Source organism: Streptomyces sp. N50 (assembly GCF_033335955.1).
Taxonomy (GTDB): Bacteria; Actinomycetota; Actinomycetes; order Streptomycetales; family Streptomycetaceae; genus Streptomyces.
On the sequence record NZ_CP137549.1, the window covers coordinates 2,122,475 to 2,140,508 of the forward strand.

Genomic DNA, 18,034 nt, shown 5'->3' on the forward strand with positions numbered 1-18,034 from the left:
CCCTTCACATTTTGTGATCACGCACGCGAATCGTGCTGGGACGATAAATCGACTTGAGTCCCGCGGCAACGGGGCACGCCGCCCGATTCGTCCACCCCCCTGGCCTCGCGCGGCAAGCCTTCATGCGTTGTGCCCAGCTCCCCGCCGGGTAATCCGCCGAGTCCGACACCCCGAACATCGAACGCGTGTTCAGCGCCATTCGAGTCACGCGACGGGCTGGCAAGCCTCCCGCCGCGGCCCCCGCAAAACCGGTCGGCCGCTGTCCGTGCGGCCCCGTACACTGGGCGGAGCGAGAAGCGTGGATGGGGACGAGTAGCGGCGTACGCAGCCCAGAGCGACCCGGGGACGGTGGAAGCCCGGGGGCGAGCGCGACGTGAAGATCACCCCGGAGCCGCCGGAAGAAAGCCGCAGCCCAGCAGCCGCGGCCGGTAGACCCGGTATCGCGACCCCAATGAGGGGGCTCACTGGTGCGCTGGACGCACCGGGGAGCCAAGGAGGGTGGTACCGCGGGAGCGCGCCGCACACGGCGTACGGAAAGTCGTAGCTCTCGTCCCTCCGGACGGAAGGCAGAAAGTCCGCCGGAGGAAGCTCGCTGATGACAACGCCGACGTACCGCCAGGTGCCCGCCCAGGTCGACCTGCCCGCGCTCGAGCACGCCGTGCTCGACTTCTGGCGCGAGCAGAAGATCTTCGCCAAGACCCTGGACCAGTCCGAGGGGCGCCCCGAGTGGGTGTTCTACGAGGGCCCGCCCACGGCCAACGGCATGCCGGGCGCCCACCACATCGAGGCGCGCGTCTTCAAGGACGTCTTCCCCCGCTTCCGCACCATGCGCGGCTACCACGTGGCCCGCAAGGCCGGCTGGGACTGCCACGGCCTCCCGGTGGAGCTGGCGGTCGAGAAGGAGCTGGGCTTCACCGACAAGCAGGACATCGAGGCGTACGGCATCGCCGAGTTCAACGCCAGGTGCCGCGAGTCCGTGACCCGGCACACCGACGCCTTCGAGGCGCTCACGACCCGCATGGGGTACTGGACGGACCTGGAGAACCCGTACCGCACGATGGACCCCGAGTACATCGAGTCGGTCTGGTGGTCCCTCAAGGAGATCTTCGACAAGGGCCTGCTGGTCCAGGACTACCGCGTCGCCCCCTGGTGCCCGCGCGACCAGACGGGCCTCTCGGACCACGAGCTGGCGCAGGGCTACGAGACGGTCGTCGACCCCTCCGTGTACGTCCGTTTCCCGCTCACCTCCGGTCCGCTGGCCGGTCGTGCCGCGCTCCTGGTGTGGACGACGACGCCCTGGACGCTGGTGTCCAACACCGCCGTCGCCGCCCACCCCGAGGTCACCTACGTTGTCGCGACGAACGGCGAGGAACAGCTCGTCGTCGCCGAGCCGCTGCTCGGCAAGGCCCTCGGCGAGGGCTGGGAGACCACCGGTGAGTCCTTCACCGGCGCCGAGATGGAGCGCTGGACCTATCAACGTCCGTTCGAGCTCGTGGAGTTCCCGGAGCCCGCCCACTACGTGGTGAACGCGGAGTACGTGACGGTCGAGGACGGTACGGGTCTGGTCCACCAGTCCCCCGCCTTCGGCGAGGAGGACCTCAAGGTCTGCCGCGCCTACGGCCTGCCGGTCGTGAACCCGGTCCGCCCGAACGGCACCTTCGCCGAGGACGTCCCGCTCGTAGGCGGTGTCTTCTTCAAGAAGGCGGACGAAAAGCTCACCGAGGACCTCAAGGACCGCGGTCTGCTCTTCAAGCACGTGCCGTACGAGCACAGTTACCCGCACTGCTGGCGCTGCCACACCGCGCTGCTCTACTACGCGCAGCCCTCCTGGTACATCCGCACCACCGCAGTCAAGGACCGCCTCCTCCAGGAGAACGAGAACACCAACTGGTTCCCGGACACGGTCAAGCACGGCCGGTACGGCGACTGGCTGAACAACAACATCGACTGGGCGCTGTCCCGCAGCCGCTACTGGGGCACCCCGCTCCCGATCTGGCGCTGCACGGAGGACCACCTCACGGTGGTGGGCTCCCGCGCGGAGCTGACCGAGCTGACCGGCAGCGACCAGTCGGCCCTGGACCCGCACCGCCCGTTCATCGACGCGGTCACCTTCGCCTGCCCCCAGTGCGGCGAGAGCGCCACGCGCGTGCCCGAGGTCATCGACGCCTGGTACGACTCGGGTTCGATGCCGTTCGCGCAGTGGGGCTACCCGCACAAGAACAAGGAACTCTTCGAGTCCCACTACCCCGCCCAGTTCATCAGCGAGGCCATCGACCAGACCCGCGGCTGGTTCTACACGCTGATGGCCGTCGGCACCCTGGTCTTCGACAAGTCGTCCTACGAGAACGTCGTCTGCCTCGGCCACATCCTCGCCGAGGACGGCCGCAAGATGTCCAAGCACCTGGGCAACACCCTGGACCCGATCCCGCTGATGGACCGTCACGGCGCGGACGCGGTGCGGTGGTTCATGGCCGCGGGCGGCTCCCCGTGGGCGGCACGCCGCGTGGGCCACGGCACGATCCAGGAGGTCGTCCGCAAGACCCTCCTCACGTACTGGAACACGGTCGCCTTCCAGGCCCTGTACGCGCGCACGTCCGACTGGGCACCCAGCGCGGCGGACCCGGCCCCGGCCGACCGCCCGGTCCTGGACCGCTGGCTCCTGTCCGAACTCCACGCGCTCACCGACCAGGTGACGCAGGCTCTGGAGTCCTACGACACCCAGCGCGCCGGCAAGCTCCTGTCGGCGTTCGTCGACGACCTCTCGAACTGGTACGTCCGCCGCTCCCGCCGCCGCTTCTGGCAGGGCGACAAGGCCGCGCTGCGCACCCTGCACGAGGTCGTCCAGACGGTGACCCAACTGATGGCCCCGCTCACCCCGTTCATCACCGAGCGGGTCTGGCAGGACCTCATCGTCCCCGTGACCCCGGGCGCCCCGGAGTCCGTCCACCTGTCCACCTGGCCGGAGGCGGACCTCTCCGTCATCGACCCCGAACTCTCCCAGCAGATGGTCCTCGTACGGCGCCTGGTGGAGCTGGGCCGGGCCACGCGCGCGGAGTCGGGCGTCAAGACCCGCCAGCCGCTGTCCCGCGCGCTGATCGCGGCCACGGGCTTCGCCGCCCTGGACCGCGAACTGCACGCGCAGATCACCGAGGAGCTGAACGTCGAGGGGCTCGCCTCCCTGAGCGAGGTCGGCGGTTCGCTGGTCGACACCACGGCGAAGGCCAACTTCCGCGCCCTGGGCAAGCGGTTCGGCAAGCGCGTCCAGGATGTCGCGAAGGCCGTCGCGAACGCCGACGCGGCTGCCCTGTCCCTCGCCTTGCGCGAGGGCACGGCGTCCGTCGACGTGGACGGCGAGACCATCACCCTGGCCCCGGATGAGGTGATCATCACAGAGACCCCGCGCGAGGGCTGGTCCGTGGCCTCCGACTCGGGGGCGACGGTCGCCCTCGACCTGGAGATCACCGAGGAGCTCCGCCAGGCGGGCCTGGCCCGAGACGCGATCCGCCTGATCCAGGAGTCCCGCAAGAACAGCGGCCTGGACGTCGCCGACCGGATCGCCCTGCGCTGGACGTCGACCGACCCGGCGGTCATCGCGGCCCTGTCCGAGCACGCGGCCCTGATCGCCGACGAGGTCCTCGCCACGGACTTCGCCCAGGGCGAGGCGGACGACAGTTACGGCCCGGCGTTCACGGACGAGGGCTTGTCGCTGGTGTTCCGCCTGCACAAGGTCTGAGACTCCGTTCCCCGCGCCCACCCGTAAGGGGCGCGGGGAACTGCGCGACCGGCCACGGCGAACCCGCACCCGCCCGAGAGCGGGACGCGGCACATCCATAGGCGCCCGGATCAAGTCGAGCGCAGCGAAAGGGCGGGGCCCCCGGGTGATCCGGGGGCCCCGCCCTTTTGAACGCTGCCGACGCCCAAGGCGTACTAAAGGCCGGTCAGTTGTCGTCCTCGTCGATCAGGAACCCGCGCATCGGCGAGGGAGCCTGGCCCATCGGCGACGGACCCTGCGGCCGTACCGGCGCCATCGGCTGGGTCATGGCCGGGGACATCTGCTGCTGGCCGCCGTAGGACGGACCGGCGGGCGGCGGGCCGCCCATGCCCTGGTTGCCGCCGTACGACGGGGCGCTGGCGCCTGCCGGGGCCATGGAAGGCGCCGGGGACGGCGGAAGCGACGCGGTCGCCGGAGTGCGCGGCGGGGCCAGCGAGTCGTCGGCCTGGGTCTCCAACTGACGCAGCTGGGACTCCAGGTAGGACTTCAGACGCGTGCGGTACTCGCGCTCGAAGCCGCGCAGGTCCTCGACCTTGCGCTCCAGCGTGGCGCGGGCTGACTCCAGGGAGCCCATCGCGACGCGGTGCTTCTCCTGCGCGTCCCGCTCCAGGGCATCGGCCTTGGCACGGGCGTCACGCTCGAGACCCTCGGCGCGCGAACGGGCCTCGCCGACGATCTTGTTGGCCTCGGAACGGGCCTCGGCGATCGCCTGGTCGGCGGTCTGCTGGGCCAGCGAGAGGACACGGGCGGCGCTGTCGCCACCGGGGCCCTGCTGCGGCATGCCGCCACCCATGGGACCGCCCATCGGGCCGCCCATCTGCTGCTGCATGGGGGGCTGGCCGCCCATCTGACCCTGCATCGGGCCCTGGCCCATCTGCTGCATCTGGCCCTGCATCGGACCCTGGCCCATCGGACCGCCCATGGGGCCCTGTCCCATCGGACCCTGACCCTGCGGGCCGCCCTGGCCCTGACCGCCGGGACCGGCGGGCAACTGCGGGGCACCGCTCGGCAGCTGGGGCGGGCCGCCCATGGGGCCGCCCATCTGCTGCTGCGGCGGGCCCGATATGCCGGCGGGCACCGGGCCACCCGGACCGCGCATGCCTTGCGGGGGCATGCCCTGCTGGGGCATCCCCTGCTGCTGCATGCCGCCTTGCTGCATGCCGCCCTGCTGCTGGTCCTGTTCGGGGGGCTTGCGCATGTTCTGTTGGTTCTGCGCAGCGGCGCGCGTGGCCGCGGCCAGCTTGGCGCGCAGGTCCTCGTTCTCGCGGAGCAGGCGCGTCAGTTCGGCTTCGACCTCGTCGAGGAAGGCATCGACCTCGTCCTCGTCATAGCCTTCTCGGAGGCGGACGGTCGTGAACTGCTTGTTCCGCACGTCCTCGGGGGTCAACGGCATCTCTTCACCTCAACGTAGTCATCGGCAGTCGGCAAGACCGTATCGTCCACTGTCACCTCGCGAGATTGCCCACGATAGAGATCAAGATGTAGACGATGATCATCAGGACGAAGAAGGACAGGTCGAGCGCCACGCCCCCGAGACGCAACGGCGGGATGAACCGCCGCAGAAGCTTCAACGGTGGATCGGTGACAGTGTAGGCGGCCTCCAGAACGACCACCATCGCCTTGCCGGGTTGCCATGAGCGGGCGAACTGGAAGACGTAGTCCATGACCAACCGGAAGATGAGCACGATGAGGAACACCATCAGCGCGATGTAGATCACCTGCGCGAACACGCTCATGGTCTGTCTTTCCCTCTCCCCTGTTCCGTGCTTTCTAGCGGCTGTCTGTCTCAGCTCTGATTGAAGAACCCGCCCTCTGCGATGCGGGCCTTGTCCTCCGCCGTGACATCGACGTTAGCAGGCGACAACAGGAACACCTTCTGCGTCACCCGCTCGATGCTGCCGTGAAGACCAAACACCAAACCGGCCGCAAAGTCGACAAGTCGCTTGGCGTCTGTGTCATCCATCTCAGTCAGATTCATGATCACCGGGGTGCCTTCACGGAAGTGTTCCCCGATGGTACGGGCCTCGTTGTAGGTCCGGGGGTGAAGTGTGGTGATCCGGTAAGGCTCTCGTTCCGACACGACCTTGGGCATGATCACCGGTGCGTTCTTCTCCAGGGACTGGCGTTCTTGTGTGATGGATGCCACGGGCGCGATACGCGCCGGACGCCCTGATTCCGCACCCAGTGAAGCGGAATGGGACACCGGTTCGCGAGGGGCCGGAGGCTGCACCACTCGTACCGGTTCGTCCCTTTGAGACTGATGTGGGGTGTGTGACTGGTGCGACGGCTCGTGCCGTCGACGGTCCCGCTCGGGCTCCGGGTCCAGTTCGGGTTCGAAGTCGTCATCGGGGTCGAAACCCCGGCCGTCGTACCCATCGTCCTCCACGAGGCCGAGGTAGACCGCCATCTTGCGCATCGCGCCGGCCATGCTCTGAGTCCTCCGCTCTGTGGTGGATCGGCTGACGACTGCCAAGTGCCCGCGATCCACGAGGTCGTTATGCCCGTCTTCAGCGGCATTGACCATATTTTCTGCTGTGGTCCGACTTCCTGGCGACGTTACCCGAGCCTGGGGCGCACGCCGAGTACCGCAGTGCCGACGCGTACATGTGTCGCTCCGGCTGCCACGGCCTGTTCGAGGTCCGCACTCATCCCTGCCGACACCATGTTCGCAGCAGGATGGGCTCGGCGCAGGTCAGTCGACAAATCCATCAACCGCCCGAACGCCTCCAGTTGGCGTCCCGCATACTCACCGGTGAGCGGAGCGACGGTCATCAGCCCGTCGAGCCGCAGTCCCGGAGCCCCGGCGACGAGATCGGCCAACTCCCCGATCCCGCCCGGCCCGACGCCACCCCGCTCGCCCCGCCCGCTCACTCCGGCATCGAGTGCGACCTGGATGAGACAGCCCAGTCGGCGCCCGGACCGCTCGGCCTCCTTCGACAGCGCGGTGACGAGCCGGGCCCGGTCGACCGACTGCACGACATCGGCGTAACCGACCACGGATCGCACCTTGTTGGTCTGCAACTGACCCACGAAGTGCCAACTCAGCGCCAGATCCGCACATTCGGCGGCCTTCGGGGCGGCGTCCTGGTCCCGGTTCTCGGCGACATGACGGACACCCAGTTCCGCCAACATCCGCACGTCGCTTGCCGGATAGGTCTTGGTGACCACGATCAGGGTCACTTCTTCACGCTTCCGCCCGGCCGCCACACAGGCGGCGGCGATGCGCTCCTCGACTTTCGCCAGATTTGCGGCGAGTTCAGCCCTACGGTCCGTCATGTCCCGTCAGTCCAGCCAGACATAGCTCGCCAGGCGCCCGGTCGTCCGGTCGCGGCGGTACGAGAAGTGGTCGTCCGATTCACGGGTGCACACCGGCGACTGCTCCCGGTCGCGCACCCCGAGCCGGTCGAGCTGCGCGTGCGCGCCGGCGGTCACGTCGACCGCGGGAGTGCCCCAACTCGTCTCGGCGTACGCCGCCGGTTCCACCGCGGCGACGTCGGCGCGCATGTCGGCGGGGACTTCGTAGCACCGGCCGCAGACGGCGGGTCCGGTGCGGGCGACGATCCGGGCGGGATCGGCGCCGAGTTCGACCATGGCCGCTACGGCGGCGGGGACGACCCCGGCGACCATGCCAGGGCGACCGGCGTGGGCCGCGCCCGCGATCCCGGCGACCGGGTCGGCGAGCAGGACCGGTGTGCAGTCGGCGGTCAGCACGGCGAGGGCGAGGCCGCGCCGTGCGGTGACGAGCGCGTCGACGGAGGGGATGTCCGAGGTGCCCCAGGGCCCCTCGACGACCGCCACGTCCGCGCCGTGCACCTGGTTCATCCAGACCACCAGGCCGGGGTCCAACCCCAGTGACTTGGCGGCCAGTTCGCGATTGGTACGGACCGCGTCCGGGTCGTCGCCGACCGCGCCGCCGAGGTTGAGCTCCTCGTACGGAACGGCGCTCACCCCGCCCCACCTGTCGGTGAAGGCGAAGTGCGCGCCGCTCACGGTGTCGAACTGTCCTATCACTTCAGGAAGTCCGGTACGTCCAGCTCCTCGGCGGCGCTGTCCGAGTACGTCCGCGACGGCGGGACCGGCGGGGCGACCGGGAGGTCGGCGACCGGCTCCGGGGCGGGCTCCGGGTCCTCCTTGGGCTTCACGCTGCCGAGCGAGCCGAAGGACGGACGGCTCTCCTGCCGTACCGGGGTCGGCTCGTCGCGGCGGGCCGAGGACGAACTGGTGCCCGTCTCGCGGCGGGTCGGCGGCTGGCCGCCGTCGAAGCCGGCCGCGATGACCGTGACCCGGACCTCGTCGCCCAGGGCGTCGTCGATGACCGCGCCGAAGATGATGTTGGCCTCGGGGTGGGCGGCCTCGCTGACCAGTTGGGCCGCTTCGTTGATCTCGAACAGGCCGAGGTCGGAGCCGCCGGAGATGGAGAGCAGGACGCCGCGGGCGCCGTCGATGGAGGCTTCGAGAAGCGGCGAGGAGATCGCCATCTCGGCCGCCGCCACCGCGCGGTCGTCGCCGCGGGCCGAGCCGATGCCCATGAGGGCCGAACCGGCCTCGGACATCACGGACTTGACGTCGGCGAAGTCGAGGTTGATCAGGCCGGGCGTGGTGATGAGATCGGTGATGCCCTGCACACCGGAGAGCAGGACCTGGTCCGCCGACTTGAAGGCGTCGAGGACCGAGACCTGGCGGTCCGAGATGGACAGCAGCCGGTCGTTCGGGATGACGATGAGGGTGTCGACCTCTTCGCGGAGTTCGGCGATGCCGTCCTCCGCCTGGTTCGCCCGGCGCCGTCCCTCGAAGGTGAACGGGCGGGTGACCACGCCGATCGTGAGGGCGCCCAGGGAGCGCGCGATGTTGGCCACGACGGGGGCGCCGCCGGTACCGGTGCCGCCGCCCTCTCCGGCCGTCACGAAGACCATGTCGGCCCCCTTGAGGACCTCCTCGATCTCCTCGCGGTGATCCTCGGCGGCCTTGCGGCCGACGGCCGGGTTGGCGCCGGCGCCGAGTCCGCGGGTGAGTTCGCGGCCGACGTCGAGTTTGACGTCGGCGTCGCTCATCAACAGCGCCTGCGCGTCGGTGTTGATGGCGATGAACTCGACGCCCTTGAGACCGACCTCGATCATCCGGTTGATGGCATTGACACCACCGCCGCCGACACCGATGACTTTGATGACTGCGAGGTAGTTCTGCGGTGCTGCCACGTCGAAGGCCTCTCGCCTCGAGTTACGTGTCGTCGGTCGCGGTGTTCCGCGACCCGACGACGGATGCCGAATGGGACGGTCCGTAGCGCCGACCCGAACCCTAACGTTGAAGTTTAGGGTTACCAGTGTGTCCGTTCCTTGAAGTCTTCTGAACAGGACACTAAGTCGACAAGTGGCGCACGTTCAACGAACACGCCGAACCTCCCGTTTTTCTTTTCACCCTATGTGATCAGCCGTAGCGCTGCCCAACCAGGGTGCTGGCCTGCGCGAATGTGCGTCAACTCCCGGCTGACGCAGGGGCGGTGGGAACACTTACGTCGAAGTGCCGGGCGCCGGAAGCTGCTTTCATGAGAGCGGTGAGCGTACGCGCCTTCGCTGTGCCCTTCTCGCCACTTCCCCATGCGACGGTACGGCCGCCGGTCAACTCCAGTGAGATGTCGTCGTAGGAACGGACCTTGACGGTCTGGGTGACGCGTGCGACCGCGGCCGGAATGTCACCCGCGACGCCCACCGCCTCGCGCACGAGCCGGTCCTCGCCGAAGCGGCGCAGGCCCGCCGCGGACGAACTCGATTGGGAGAGTGCCAATTCGAGGGTGGGGACGGACTTCGGGGGTGTGGAAACGGTGGCGAATCGCACGCCCTCGTCGTCCACTTCGACGAAGTTTCCGCCCTTTTTCACCACCAGGACCGGGCTGCGTTCGGTCACTTTCAGCCCGATTCCATGAGGCCAGGAACGGACTACGTCAACGGTGTCAATTCGGGGCAATTTCCTGCGGAGTCGGGCTTCGATCGCATCGGTGTCGACCGAGACGAGCGGTCCGCCGACCGGAACGCCGGCGGCTTCGCGCACCTGCTGAGGCGTCAGGATCTTCGTGCCGGAGACCGACACCTTCTCGACCCGCAGCCACTGCGAGCCGTAGAGCAGCCAGACCGTGGCGGCTCCCAACAGGACTGCGGCGAGGGCGAGTACGACAATCAGACGAAGGCGTCTGGGCCCCAGGCGCCGGACAAGGGGCGGGCCGGACGACTCCTGTTGGCGTTCACCGCGCTCGGCGGTGCTCGGTCCGGCCACGCTCCCCTGCCTCTCTCACATATGGCTAACGGTGCCGCGAGGCGATCGCCTCGTACACCATGCCGACGAGCAGGTCGTCGGCGTCCCGGCGGCCGAACTCGCTTGCCGCGCGCGACATTTCGTACAGCCGGTGCGGGTCGGCGAGCACGGGCAGGACATTGCCCTGGACCCACTCGGGCGTCAGTTCCGCGTCGTCGACCAGGAGTCCGCCGCCGGCCTTGACCACCGGCTGGGCGTTCAGCCGCTGTTCGCCGTTGCCGATGGGCAGCGGGACGTAGGCGGCCGGGAGTCCGACGGCGGAGAGTTCGGCGACGGTCATCGCGCCCGCGCGGCAGAGCATCATGTCGGCCGCGGCGTACGCGAGGTCCATCCGGTCCACGTACGGTACCGGGATGTAGGGGGGCATCCCCGGCATCTGGTGCACCTGCGGCAGTTCGTTCTTCGGGCCGACCGCGTGCAGGATCTGGATTCCGGCCTGTTGGAGGTACGGCGCGACCCGCTCGACCACCTCGTTCAGGTGCCGGGCGCCCTGCGAGCCGCCGGAGACCAGCAGCGTCGGCAGGTTCGGGTCGAGCCCGAACGCGGCCCGGGCCTCGGGCCGTACGGCCGCGCGGTCCAGGGTGGCGATCGTGCGGCGCAGCGGGATGCCGATGTAGCGGGCGTCCCGCAGCTTGCTGTCCGGGGTCGAGACGGCGACCCGGGCCGCGTACCGCGAGCCGATCTTGTTGGCCAACCCGGGCCTGGCGTTGGCCTCGTGGATCACGATCGGCACGCCGAGGCGCTTGGCCGCGAGGTAGCCGGGCAGCGCGACATAGCCGCCGAAGCCGACGACGCAGTCCGCCTTGGTGCGCTCCAGGATCTGCTCGGCCGCCTTGATCGTGCCGCGCAACCGGCCCGGCACGGTGATCAGTTCGGGGGTGGGCTTGCGCGGCAGGGGTACGGCGGGGATCAGCGCGAGTTCGTAGCCCCGCTCGGGTACGAGACGGGTCTCAAGGCCGCGCTCCGTGCCCAGGGCTGTGATCCCCACGGTGGGGTCCTGCCTGCGCAGGGCGTCCGCGAGGGCGAGCGCCGGCTCGATGTGGCCGGCGGTCCCCCCACCGGCGAGTACGACATGCACCGAAATTCACCGCTCTCCGGACGAACGCGCCGCCGAGGCACGCCGTCGCATCGTGTTCCATCTCCGGGGCCGTTGGCCAAAACCGGTACCCCTGGCCCCCCGCTTTCTACCAAAGCGGGGTTGCCGCATCGCAAGCGCCGCCCGCGCAGCGGGGTCGTCGCGCGCGAAGGCGATCAGCAACCCGATGGCGAACATGGTCGGCAGCAGGGCGGAACCCCCGTAGGAGAACAGCGGGAGCGGGACGCCGGCGATCGGCAGCAGGCCGAGCACCGCACCGATGTTGATCACCGCCTGAGCGATGATCCAGGTGGTCACGCCTCCCGCGGCATACCTCACGAAGGGGTCCTCCGTGCGTCCGGCCACGCGGATACCCGCATAGCCTAGAGCCGCGAAGAGGGCGAGCACCGACAGTGTGCCCGCCAGACCCAGTTCCTCACCGGTGACGGCGAAGATGAAGTCGGTGTGGGCCTCGGGGAGTTGACCCCATTTCTCCACACTCGCCCCGAGCCCGGAGCCGAAGATCCCGCCCGATGCGAGCGCGTAGATCCCGTGCACGGCCTGCCAGCAGTCGGCGACCCCGGTCTTGGGCTCGGTGGCGCCGATGCAGGCGAGCCGGGCCATGCGGTTGGGGCTGGTCTTGATGAGGATCACACCGATCGCGGCCGCGATCGACAGCACGCCGACGAAGAGCCGGGTCGGGGCGCCGGCCAGCCAGAGCAGGCCGAACAGGATCGCGGTGAGGATGATCGCCGTACCCATGTCGCCGCCGAGCATGATCAGCCCGAGCAGCATGAACGCGACCGGCACCAGCGGCACCAGCATGTGCTTCCACTGGGACAGCATCGCCTTGTCCTGCTTGCGGGCGAGCAGGTCGGCCCCCCACAGGACCAGGGCCAGCTTGCCGAACTCGCTGGGCTGGATCTGGAAGGAGCCGCCCAGGGAGATCCAGTTGCGGTTGCCGTTGACCGACATCCCTATCCCCGGCAGCTGCACCAGCGCCATCATGAAGACGGCTCCCGCGAGGATCGGATAGGCCAGCGCCCGGTGGAGTTTGACCGGCATCCGCGAGGCGGCCAGCGCCAAGACGCCGCCGATACAGGCCGCGAGGAACTGTTTGCGGAAGAAATACGAGCCGGGCAGCGAGAGTTGGAGCGCGGTGATCTGGGAGGCCGAGTAGACCATCACCAGACCCAGCACGGTGATCAGCACACTGCCGCCGGCGATCAGGTAGTAGGCGGTCAGCGGCCGGTCCCAGGCCCGGCGGGCGTTGGTGTACAGCCGTCGGACGGGGTTGTCGCGGACGGTCCTGGCGGCGGCGGGACGTCTGGGGGTCCGCTGCCGCACGGGCGGCCGGCCGGTACGGCTACTGGGCATCAGCGCCTCCGCTTGCGTCGGTCAGGCGCCGAGTTCGCGAACCGCCTGGGCGAACGCGTCACCGCGCTTGTTGTAGTTGGCGAACATGTCCATGGAGGCGCAGGCCGGGGCGAGCAGCACCGTGTCGCCGGCGGCGGCGAGCCGCTGTGCCTCCTGGACAGCCGCGAGCATCGCCCCAGTGTCGGTCCGGTCGAGGTCGACGACGGGTACTTCCGGCGCGTGTCGCGCCAGGGCTTCGCGGATCAGCGCGCGATCGGCGCCGATCAGCACCACGCCCCGAAGGTGCTTGGCCGACTTGGCGACGAGTTCGTCGAAGGTCGCGCCCTTGGCGAGGCCGCCCGCGATCCACACGATCGACTCGTAGGCCGCCAACGAGGCTTCCGCCGCATGGGTGTTGGTGGCCTTGGAGTCGTCGATGTACGCGACACCGTCCACATCCGCCACGTGCGCGATGCGGTGCGCGTCGGGCGTGAAGGCCCGCAGCCCGTCCCGTACGGCCTTGGCGGGCACCCCGAAGGCGCGCGCGAGGGCAGCTGCGGCAAGGGCGTTGGCGATGTTGTGCGGGGCGGGCGGGTTGACGTCGGAGACCTCCGCCAGCTCCTGCGCGTTCTTCTGCCGGTCCTCGACGAAGGCACGGTCCACCAGAATGCCGTCCACGACGCCGAGTTGGGACGGCGCGGGACTGCCGAGGGTGAAGCCGATCGCCCGGCACCCCTCCTCGACATCGGCCTCGCGGACGAGGTCCTCGGTGGCCTTGTCGGCGACGTTGTAGACGCAGGCGACCCGATTGCCTTCGTAGATACGGCCCTTGTCGGCGGCGTACGCCTCCATCGAGCCGTGCCAGTCGAGATGATCGGGCGCCAGGTTGAGAACGGCGGCGGAGTGGGCGCGCAGCGAGGGCGCCCAGTGGAGCTGATAGCTCGACAGTTCCACGGCGAGGACGTCGTATTCCTCGTCCCCGAGTACGGCGTCCAGGACCGAGACGCCGATGTTGCCGACCGCCGCCGTGCGCAGGTCCGCAGCCTTCAGGATCGAGGCGAGCATCTGGACGGTGGTGGTCTTGCCGTTGGTGCCGGTGACGGCGAGCCAGGGGGCCGCATCAGGGCCGCGCAGGCGCCACGCCAGCTCCACGTCCCCCCACACCGGAACGCCCGCCTCACGCGCCGCCGTGAACAGCGGCTTGTCGGGCTGCCAGCCGGGGGTGGTGACGATCAGTCCGGTGCCGTCGGGCAGGGTCGCCCCGTCGCCGAGGCGCACGGTGATGCCGAGCGCCTCCAGGTCGGCCGCCTGGGCCCGGGAGCGCTCGTCGTCGCCGTCGTTCACGACTGTGACGAGCGCGCCGAGGCCGTGCAGGACCTTGGCCGCCGGGATGCCGGAGACACCGAGCCCGGCGACGGTGACGTGCTTGCCCTCGAAGGAGAGACCCTGACCGTCGGTCACTTTTCCGCTGCCCATCCCGCGTAGAAGAGGCCCAGGCCGACGATCACGCAGATGCCCTGGATGATCCAGAAACGGACCACCACGAGCACTTCGGACCAGCCCTTGAGTTCGAAGTGGTGCTGGAGCGGGGCCATGCGGAAGACCCGCTTGCCGGTGAGCTTGAACGAGCCGACCTGGATGACCACCGACATCGTGATGAGGACGAACAGACCACCCATGATGGCGACCAGCAGCTCGGTGCGGGAGAGGATCGCCAGACCCGTCAGCACACCGCCGAGGGCCAGCGAACCGGTGTCCCCCATGAAGATCTTGGCCGGCGAGGTGTTCCACCACAGGAAGCCCAGGCAGGCACCCATCAGCGCGGAGGCGATGACCGCGAGATCGAGCGGATCGCGCACTTCGAAGCAGGCGTTCGGGTTGGTCAGGGTCTGCGCGTTGGCGCAGGACTCCTGGAACTGCCAGACACCGATGAAGGTGTAAGCGCCGAAGACCAGCACCGACGCGCCGGTGGCCAGGCCGTCCAGACCGTCCGTCAGGTTCACGCCGTTCGACATCGCGAGGATCATGAACAGCGCCCAGATCACGAACAGGATCGGGCCGATGTTCCACCCGAAGTCCGTGATGAAGGACAGCTTCGTCGAGGCCGGGGTGTTGCCGCTGACGTCCTTGAACTGCAGGGCGAGCACCGCGAAGCTGATGCCGACGATCAGCTGGCCGGCCATCTTCGCCTTGGCCCGCAGGCCCAGCGAACGGCGCTTGACGATCTTGATGTAGTCGTCCAGGAAGCCGACCAGGCCCATGCCCACCATCAGACCGAGCACCAGCAGACCCGAATAGGTCGGCGTGTAACCGGTGATGACCTTGGACAGGAAGTAGGCGGCGACCGTCGCGAAGATGAACGCGATACCGCCCATCGTCGGCGTACCGCGCTTGCTGGCGTGCTCGCGCGGGCCGTCGTCACGGATGTACTGGCCGTAGCCCTTGCGGGCCAGCAGCTTGATCAGCAGCGGGGTGCCCACCAGGGTCAGGAACAGGCCGATGACTCCTGAGAACAGGATCTGCTTCATCATCGGGCGGCAACCTCACCCTCGGCACCGGTCTCGATGAGCGCCTGCGCCACGCTCTCGAGCCCGACCGACCGGGACGCCTTCACGAGAACGACGTCTCCCGGGCGCAACTCGCTGCGCAACAGGTCGACCGCCGCCTGTGCGTCGGACACGTGCACCGACTCCTCACCCCACGAACCCTCGTTATATGCGCCCAGTTGCAGCCAGGACGCTTCCCTGCCCCCGACCGCGACGAGCTTGCCGACATTGAGCCGGACGGCCAGCCGTCCGACCGCGTCGTGCTCGGCGAGCGCCTCGTCCCCGAGCTCGGCCATCTTGCCGAGCACCGCCCACGTCCTTCCCCCCTCTGCCTGTGAGGCCTTGCCCATTGCAGCGAGCGCGCGCAAGGCGGCTCGCATGGACTCGGGGTTCGCGTTGTAGGCGTCGTTGACGATGGTCACGCCGTCCGGTCGCTCGGTGACCTCCATCCGCCAGCGGGAGAGGGAGCCCGCCTCGGAGAGCGCGGTGGCGATCTCGTCTGCGGACATGCCCAGCTCATGGGCGACGGCGGCCGCGGCGAGCGCGTTCGACACGTGGTGCTCACCGTACAGGCGCATGGTCACTTCGCTGCACCCGGAGGGTGTGTGAAGGCTGAAGGCGGGCTGTCCGCTGTCCGTGAGTCTCACGTTCTCGGCCCGTACGTCCGCTTCGCCGGACTCTCCGAAAAGGATCACCTTCGCCTTCGTACGGGACGCCATGGCCCGCACGAGCGGATCGTCCGCGTTGAGGACCGCGACGCCGCCGTCCTCGACTGAAGGGAGCGCTTCTACGAGTTCACCCTTTGCCTGTGCGATCTGCTCCCGGCCGCCGAACTCGCCGATGTGGGCGGTGCCGACGTTGAGGACGAGGCCGATCTTCGGGGGCGTCAGATCCGCGAGGTAGCGGATGTGACCGATGCCGCGGGCGCCCATCTCCAGGACGAGGAACCTCGTCTCGGCGGTGGCGCTCAGCGCGGTCAGCGGCAGCCCGATCTCATTGTTCAACGATCCCGGCGTGAACACCGTGGGCGCCTTGCGCGCGAGCACCTGCGCGATGAGGTCCTTGGTGCTGGTCTTGCCCGCCGAGCCGGTGAGGGCCACGAGGGTCGCGCCGAGCCGTCGTACGACATGACGGGCGAGGGCGCCCAGGGCGCTCTGGACGTCGTCCACGACGATCGCGGGGACGCCGACCGGGCGGGACGCCAACAGGGCCACCGCGCCCGCCTCGACGACCGCTTCCGCGAAGTCGTGGCCGTCGACGTGCTCGCCGACGAAGGCGACGAAGAGGCTGCCGGGTTCCACTTCCCGGGAGTCGCGGACCACCGGGCCGGTGACCTGGACGGACGGATCCGGTATGTCGTGCGTCTGCCCGCCGACGACTTCTGCGATCTCGGCGAGGGAGAGGGCGATCACAAGTTCATCCCTGGGTCTTCTGGATAGCTTCGCGAAGCACCTGGCGGTCGTCGAAGGGACGGACCACTCCGGCGATGTCCTGGCCCTGCTCGTGGCCCTTGCCCGCGACCAGCACGGTGTCGCCCGGCTGTGCGCGGGCCACGGCGGCGGCGATGGCGGCGGCCCGGTCCTCGAAGACCTGGACCTCGCCACGCTCGTGCGCGGGCACCGACGCGGCCCCCTGGAGCATCGTCGCGAGGATCGCGAGGGGGTCCTCGGAGCGGGGGTTGTCGGAGGTCAGTACGGCGGTGTCGGCGAGCCGGGCGACGGCGGCACCCATGGGCTCACGTTTCGTCCTGTCCCGGTCCCCGCCGCAGCCGAGCACGACGTGCACCTTGCCCTCGGTGACCTTGCGCAGCGCGCGCAGGACCGATTCGACGGCGTCCGTCTTGTGGGCGTAGTCGACGACCGCGAGATACGGCTGCCCCACGTCCACGCGCTCCAGGCGCCCCGGCACGCCCGGCACCGCGGCGATGCCGTCGGCGGCGAGCTGCGGGTCGAGGCCCGCGGTGGCGAGGGCGGCGATCGCGGCGAGGGTGTTGGCCACGTTGAAGGAGCCGGCCAGCGGCGAACGGGCCGTGATCAGCTCACCCTTGGGGCCGATCGCGGTGAACGTCGAGTCCATCGGGCCGACTTCGACGTCCTCGGCGCGCCAGTCGGCGTCCGGGTGGCCCTCGGCGGAGTAGGTGACCACGGGGACCGTGGCCTCGGCGGCGAGCCTGCGGCCGTACGCGTCGTCGAGGTTGACCACGCCCTGACGGCTGCGCAGCGGGGTGAACAGCTGGGCCTTGGCCTGAAAGTAGTCCTCCATGCCCGTGTGGAACTCCATGTGTTCCGGGCTGAGGTTGGTGAAGACCGCGATGTCGAAGACGCAGGCGTCGACCCGGCCGAGGACCAGCGCGTGGCTGGAGACCTCCATCGCGACCGCGTCGACCCCGCGCTCCAGCATGACCGCGAACAGGGCCTGGAGATCGGTGGCTTCGGGGGTCGTGCGCTCCGACTTGATGCGCTCGTCGCCGATGCGCGTCTCGACCGTGCCGATCAGACCGGTGGACCGGACCGTTTTCAGGCCGCCCTCCACCAGGTACGCGGTGGTGGTCTTGCCGGACGTCCCGGTGATGCCGATCTGGAGCAGATCGCGGCCGGGGTGGCCGTAGATGGTCGCCGCCAGCTCGCCCATCTGCCCGCGCGGGTCCTCGACGACCAGCACCGGCAGGCCCGTCGCGGCCGCGCGGTCGGCGCCGGCCGGGTCCGTCAGGACGGCTGCGGCGCCGAGGCCTGCCGCCTGGGTGACGAAGTCGGCGCCGTGCAGCCGGGCGCCGGGCAGCGCGGCGTACAGGTCGCCGGGGCGGACGGCGCGCGAGTCATGGGTGATGCCCGTGATCTCGGCGGTCGGCACCGGCTCGGCGGCGCCCAGTTGGTCGGCGAGTTCCGCGAGGGGTGTGGCGGAGATCCGCGCCGGCCTGGGCGGCCCCGGGTAGGTCACGGATGCGCCCTTCTGGGGGGTTTGGGACTGATCGGCGGGTGG

General features: G+C 69.5%; 14 protein-coding genes. 1 reads left to right on the top strand and 13 read right to left on the bottom strand.

Going from position 1 to position 18,034, the window contains the following annotated elements; all coding sequences use genetic code 11:
• The first annotated feature begins 595 nt into the window (after nt 1-595).
• Nucleotides 596-3,733 carry an isoleucine--tRNA ligase gene (ileS, locus tag R2B38_RS09125; protein ID WP_318015773.1) on the top strand — a complete coding sequence of 1,046 codons (3,138 nt, stop codon included), beginning with the start codon at nt 596-598 and terminating at the stop codon, nt 3,731-3,733.
• 205 nt (nt 3,734-3,938) lie between these two features.
• Here the strand turns inward: ileS and R2B38_RS09130 are convergent, their stop codons facing one another.
• The 13 genes from R2B38_RS09130 to R2B38_RS09190 form a co-directional block, all read right to left on the bottom strand.
• The gene (locus R2B38_RS09130; RefSeq protein ID WP_318015774.1) at nt 3,939-5,165 is read right to left on the bottom strand and encodes a DivIVA domain-containing protein; all 1,227 of its coding nucleotides are present in this window, start codon (nt 5,163-5,165) and stop codon (nt 3,939-3,941) included.
• A 52-nt stretch (nt 5,166-5,217) separates the two neighbouring features.
• Complete coding sequence (locus R2B38_RS09135) at nt 5,218-5,508, bottom strand: YggT family protein (protein WP_019062316.1); 291 nt, start codon at nt 5,506-5,508, stop codon at nt 5,218-5,220.
• Nucleotides 5,509-5,558: 50 nt separating this feature from the next.
• Entirely contained in the window at nt 5,559-6,200 is a 642-nt protein-coding gene (locus tag R2B38_RS09140) for a cell division protein SepF (protein WP_033284465.1), read from the bottom strand.
• A 128-nt stretch (nt 6,201-6,328) separates the two neighbouring features.
• The gene (locus tag R2B38_RS09145; RefSeq protein WP_318015775.1) at nt 6,329-7,048 is read right to left on the bottom strand and encodes a YggS family pyridoxal phosphate-dependent enzyme; all 720 of its coding nucleotides are present in this window, start codon (nt 7,046-7,048) and stop codon (nt 6,329-6,331) included.
• Nucleotides 7,049-7,054: 6 nt separating this feature from the next.
• A complete protein-coding gene (pgeF, locus tag R2B38_RS09150; protein ID WP_318015776.1) occupies nt 7,055-7,783 on the bottom strand; it encodes a peptidoglycan editing factor PgeF in 729 nt (242 codons plus the stop codon).
• Nucleotides 7,780-8,967, bottom strand: coding sequence for a cell division protein FtsZ (gene ftsZ, locus R2B38_RS09155; protein WP_318015777.1), 1,188 nt, complete (start codon nt 8,965-8,967; stop codon nt 7,780-7,782). The genes pgeF and ftsZ overlap by 4 nt, the downstream gene beginning before the upstream one ends.
• Before the next feature lie 277 nt (nt 8,968-9,244).
• The gene (locus tag R2B38_RS09160; RefSeq protein ID WP_318015778.1) at nt 9,245-10,039 is read right to left on the bottom strand and encodes a cell division protein FtsQ/DivIB; all 795 of its coding nucleotides are present in this window, start codon (nt 10,037-10,039) and stop codon (nt 9,245-9,247) included.
• A gap of 25 nt (nt 10,040-10,064) precedes the next feature.
• Entirely contained in the window at nt 10,065-11,156 is a 1,092-nt protein-coding gene (gene murG / locus R2B38_RS09165) for an undecaprenyldiphospho-muramoylpentapeptide beta-N-acetylglucosaminyltransferase (RefSeq protein ID WP_033284460.1), read from the bottom strand.
• 6 nt (nt 11,157-11,162) lie between these two features.
• Nucleotides 11,163-12,530, bottom strand: a complete 1,368-nt coding sequence (gene ftsW / locus R2B38_RS09170; protein WP_318015779.1) for a putative lipid II flippase FtsW — start codon at nt 12,528-12,530, stop codon at nt 11,163-11,165.
• A gap of 21 nt (nt 12,531-12,551) precedes the next feature.
• Nucleotides 12,552-13,985, bottom strand: coding sequence for a UDP-N-acetylmuramoyl-L-alanine--D-glutamate ligase (gene murD / locus R2B38_RS09175; RefSeq protein ID WP_318015780.1), 1,434 nt, complete (start codon nt 13,983-13,985; stop codon nt 12,552-12,554).
• Nucleotides 13,967-15,040 (bottom strand): phospho-N-acetylmuramoyl-pentapeptide-transferase, encoded by a 1,074-nt coding sequence (gene mraY, locus R2B38_RS09180; protein WP_318015781.1) that lies wholly within the window; start codon nt 15,038-15,040, stop codon nt 13,967-13,969. Before mraY ends, murD begins: the two co-directional genes overlap by 19 nt.
• Nucleotides 15,037-16,467 (bottom strand): UDP-N-acetylmuramoyl-tripeptide--D-alanyl-D-alanine ligase, encoded by a 1,431-nt coding sequence (locus R2B38_RS09185; RefSeq protein ID WP_318015782.1) that lies wholly within the window; start codon nt 16,465-16,467, stop codon nt 15,037-15,039. Before R2B38_RS09185 ends, mraY begins: the two co-directional genes overlap by 4 nt.
• Nucleotides 16,468-16,471: 4 nt before the next feature.
• Nucleotides 16,472-17,992 (bottom strand): UDP-N-acetylmuramoyl-L-alanyl-D-glutamate--2,6-diaminopimelate ligase, encoded by a 1,521-nt coding sequence (locus R2B38_RS09190; protein ID WP_318021619.1) that lies wholly within the window; start codon nt 17,990-17,992, stop codon nt 16,472-16,474.
• Nucleotides 17,993-18,034 lie beyond the last annotated feature (42 nt).

Coding starts and splice junctions, on each gene's coding strand:
- mraY (WP_318015781.1), bottom strand. CDS start 15,040: ATGATGAAGCAGATCCTGTTCTCAGGAGTCATCGGCCTGTTCCTGACC.
- R2B38_RS09130 (WP_318015774.1), bottom strand. CDS start 5,165: ATGCCGTTGACCCCCGAGGACGTGCGGAACAAGCAGTTCACGACCGTC.
- ftsW (WP_318015779.1), bottom strand. CDS start 12,530: ATGCCCAGTAGCCGTACCGGCCGGCCGCCCGTGCGGCAGCGGACCCCC.
- R2B38_RS09135 (WP_019062316.1), bottom strand. CDS start 5,508: ATGAGCGTGTTCGCGCAGGTGATCTACATCGCGCTGATGGTGTTCCTC.
- R2B38_RS09145 (WP_318015775.1), bottom strand. CDS start 7,048: ATGACGGACCGTAGGGCTGAACTCGCCGCAAATCTGGCGAAAGTCGAG.
- ileS (WP_318015773.1), top strand. CDS start 596: ATGACAACGCCGACGTACCGCCAGGTGCCCGCCCAGGTCGACCTGCCC.
- R2B38_RS09140 (WP_033284465.1), bottom strand. CDS start 6,200: ATGGCCGGCGCGATGCGCAAGATGGCGGTCTACCTCGGCCTCGTGGAG.
- murD (WP_318015780.1), bottom strand. CDS start 13,985: ATGGGCAGCGGAAAAGTGACCGACGGTCAGGGTCTCTCCTTCGAGGGC.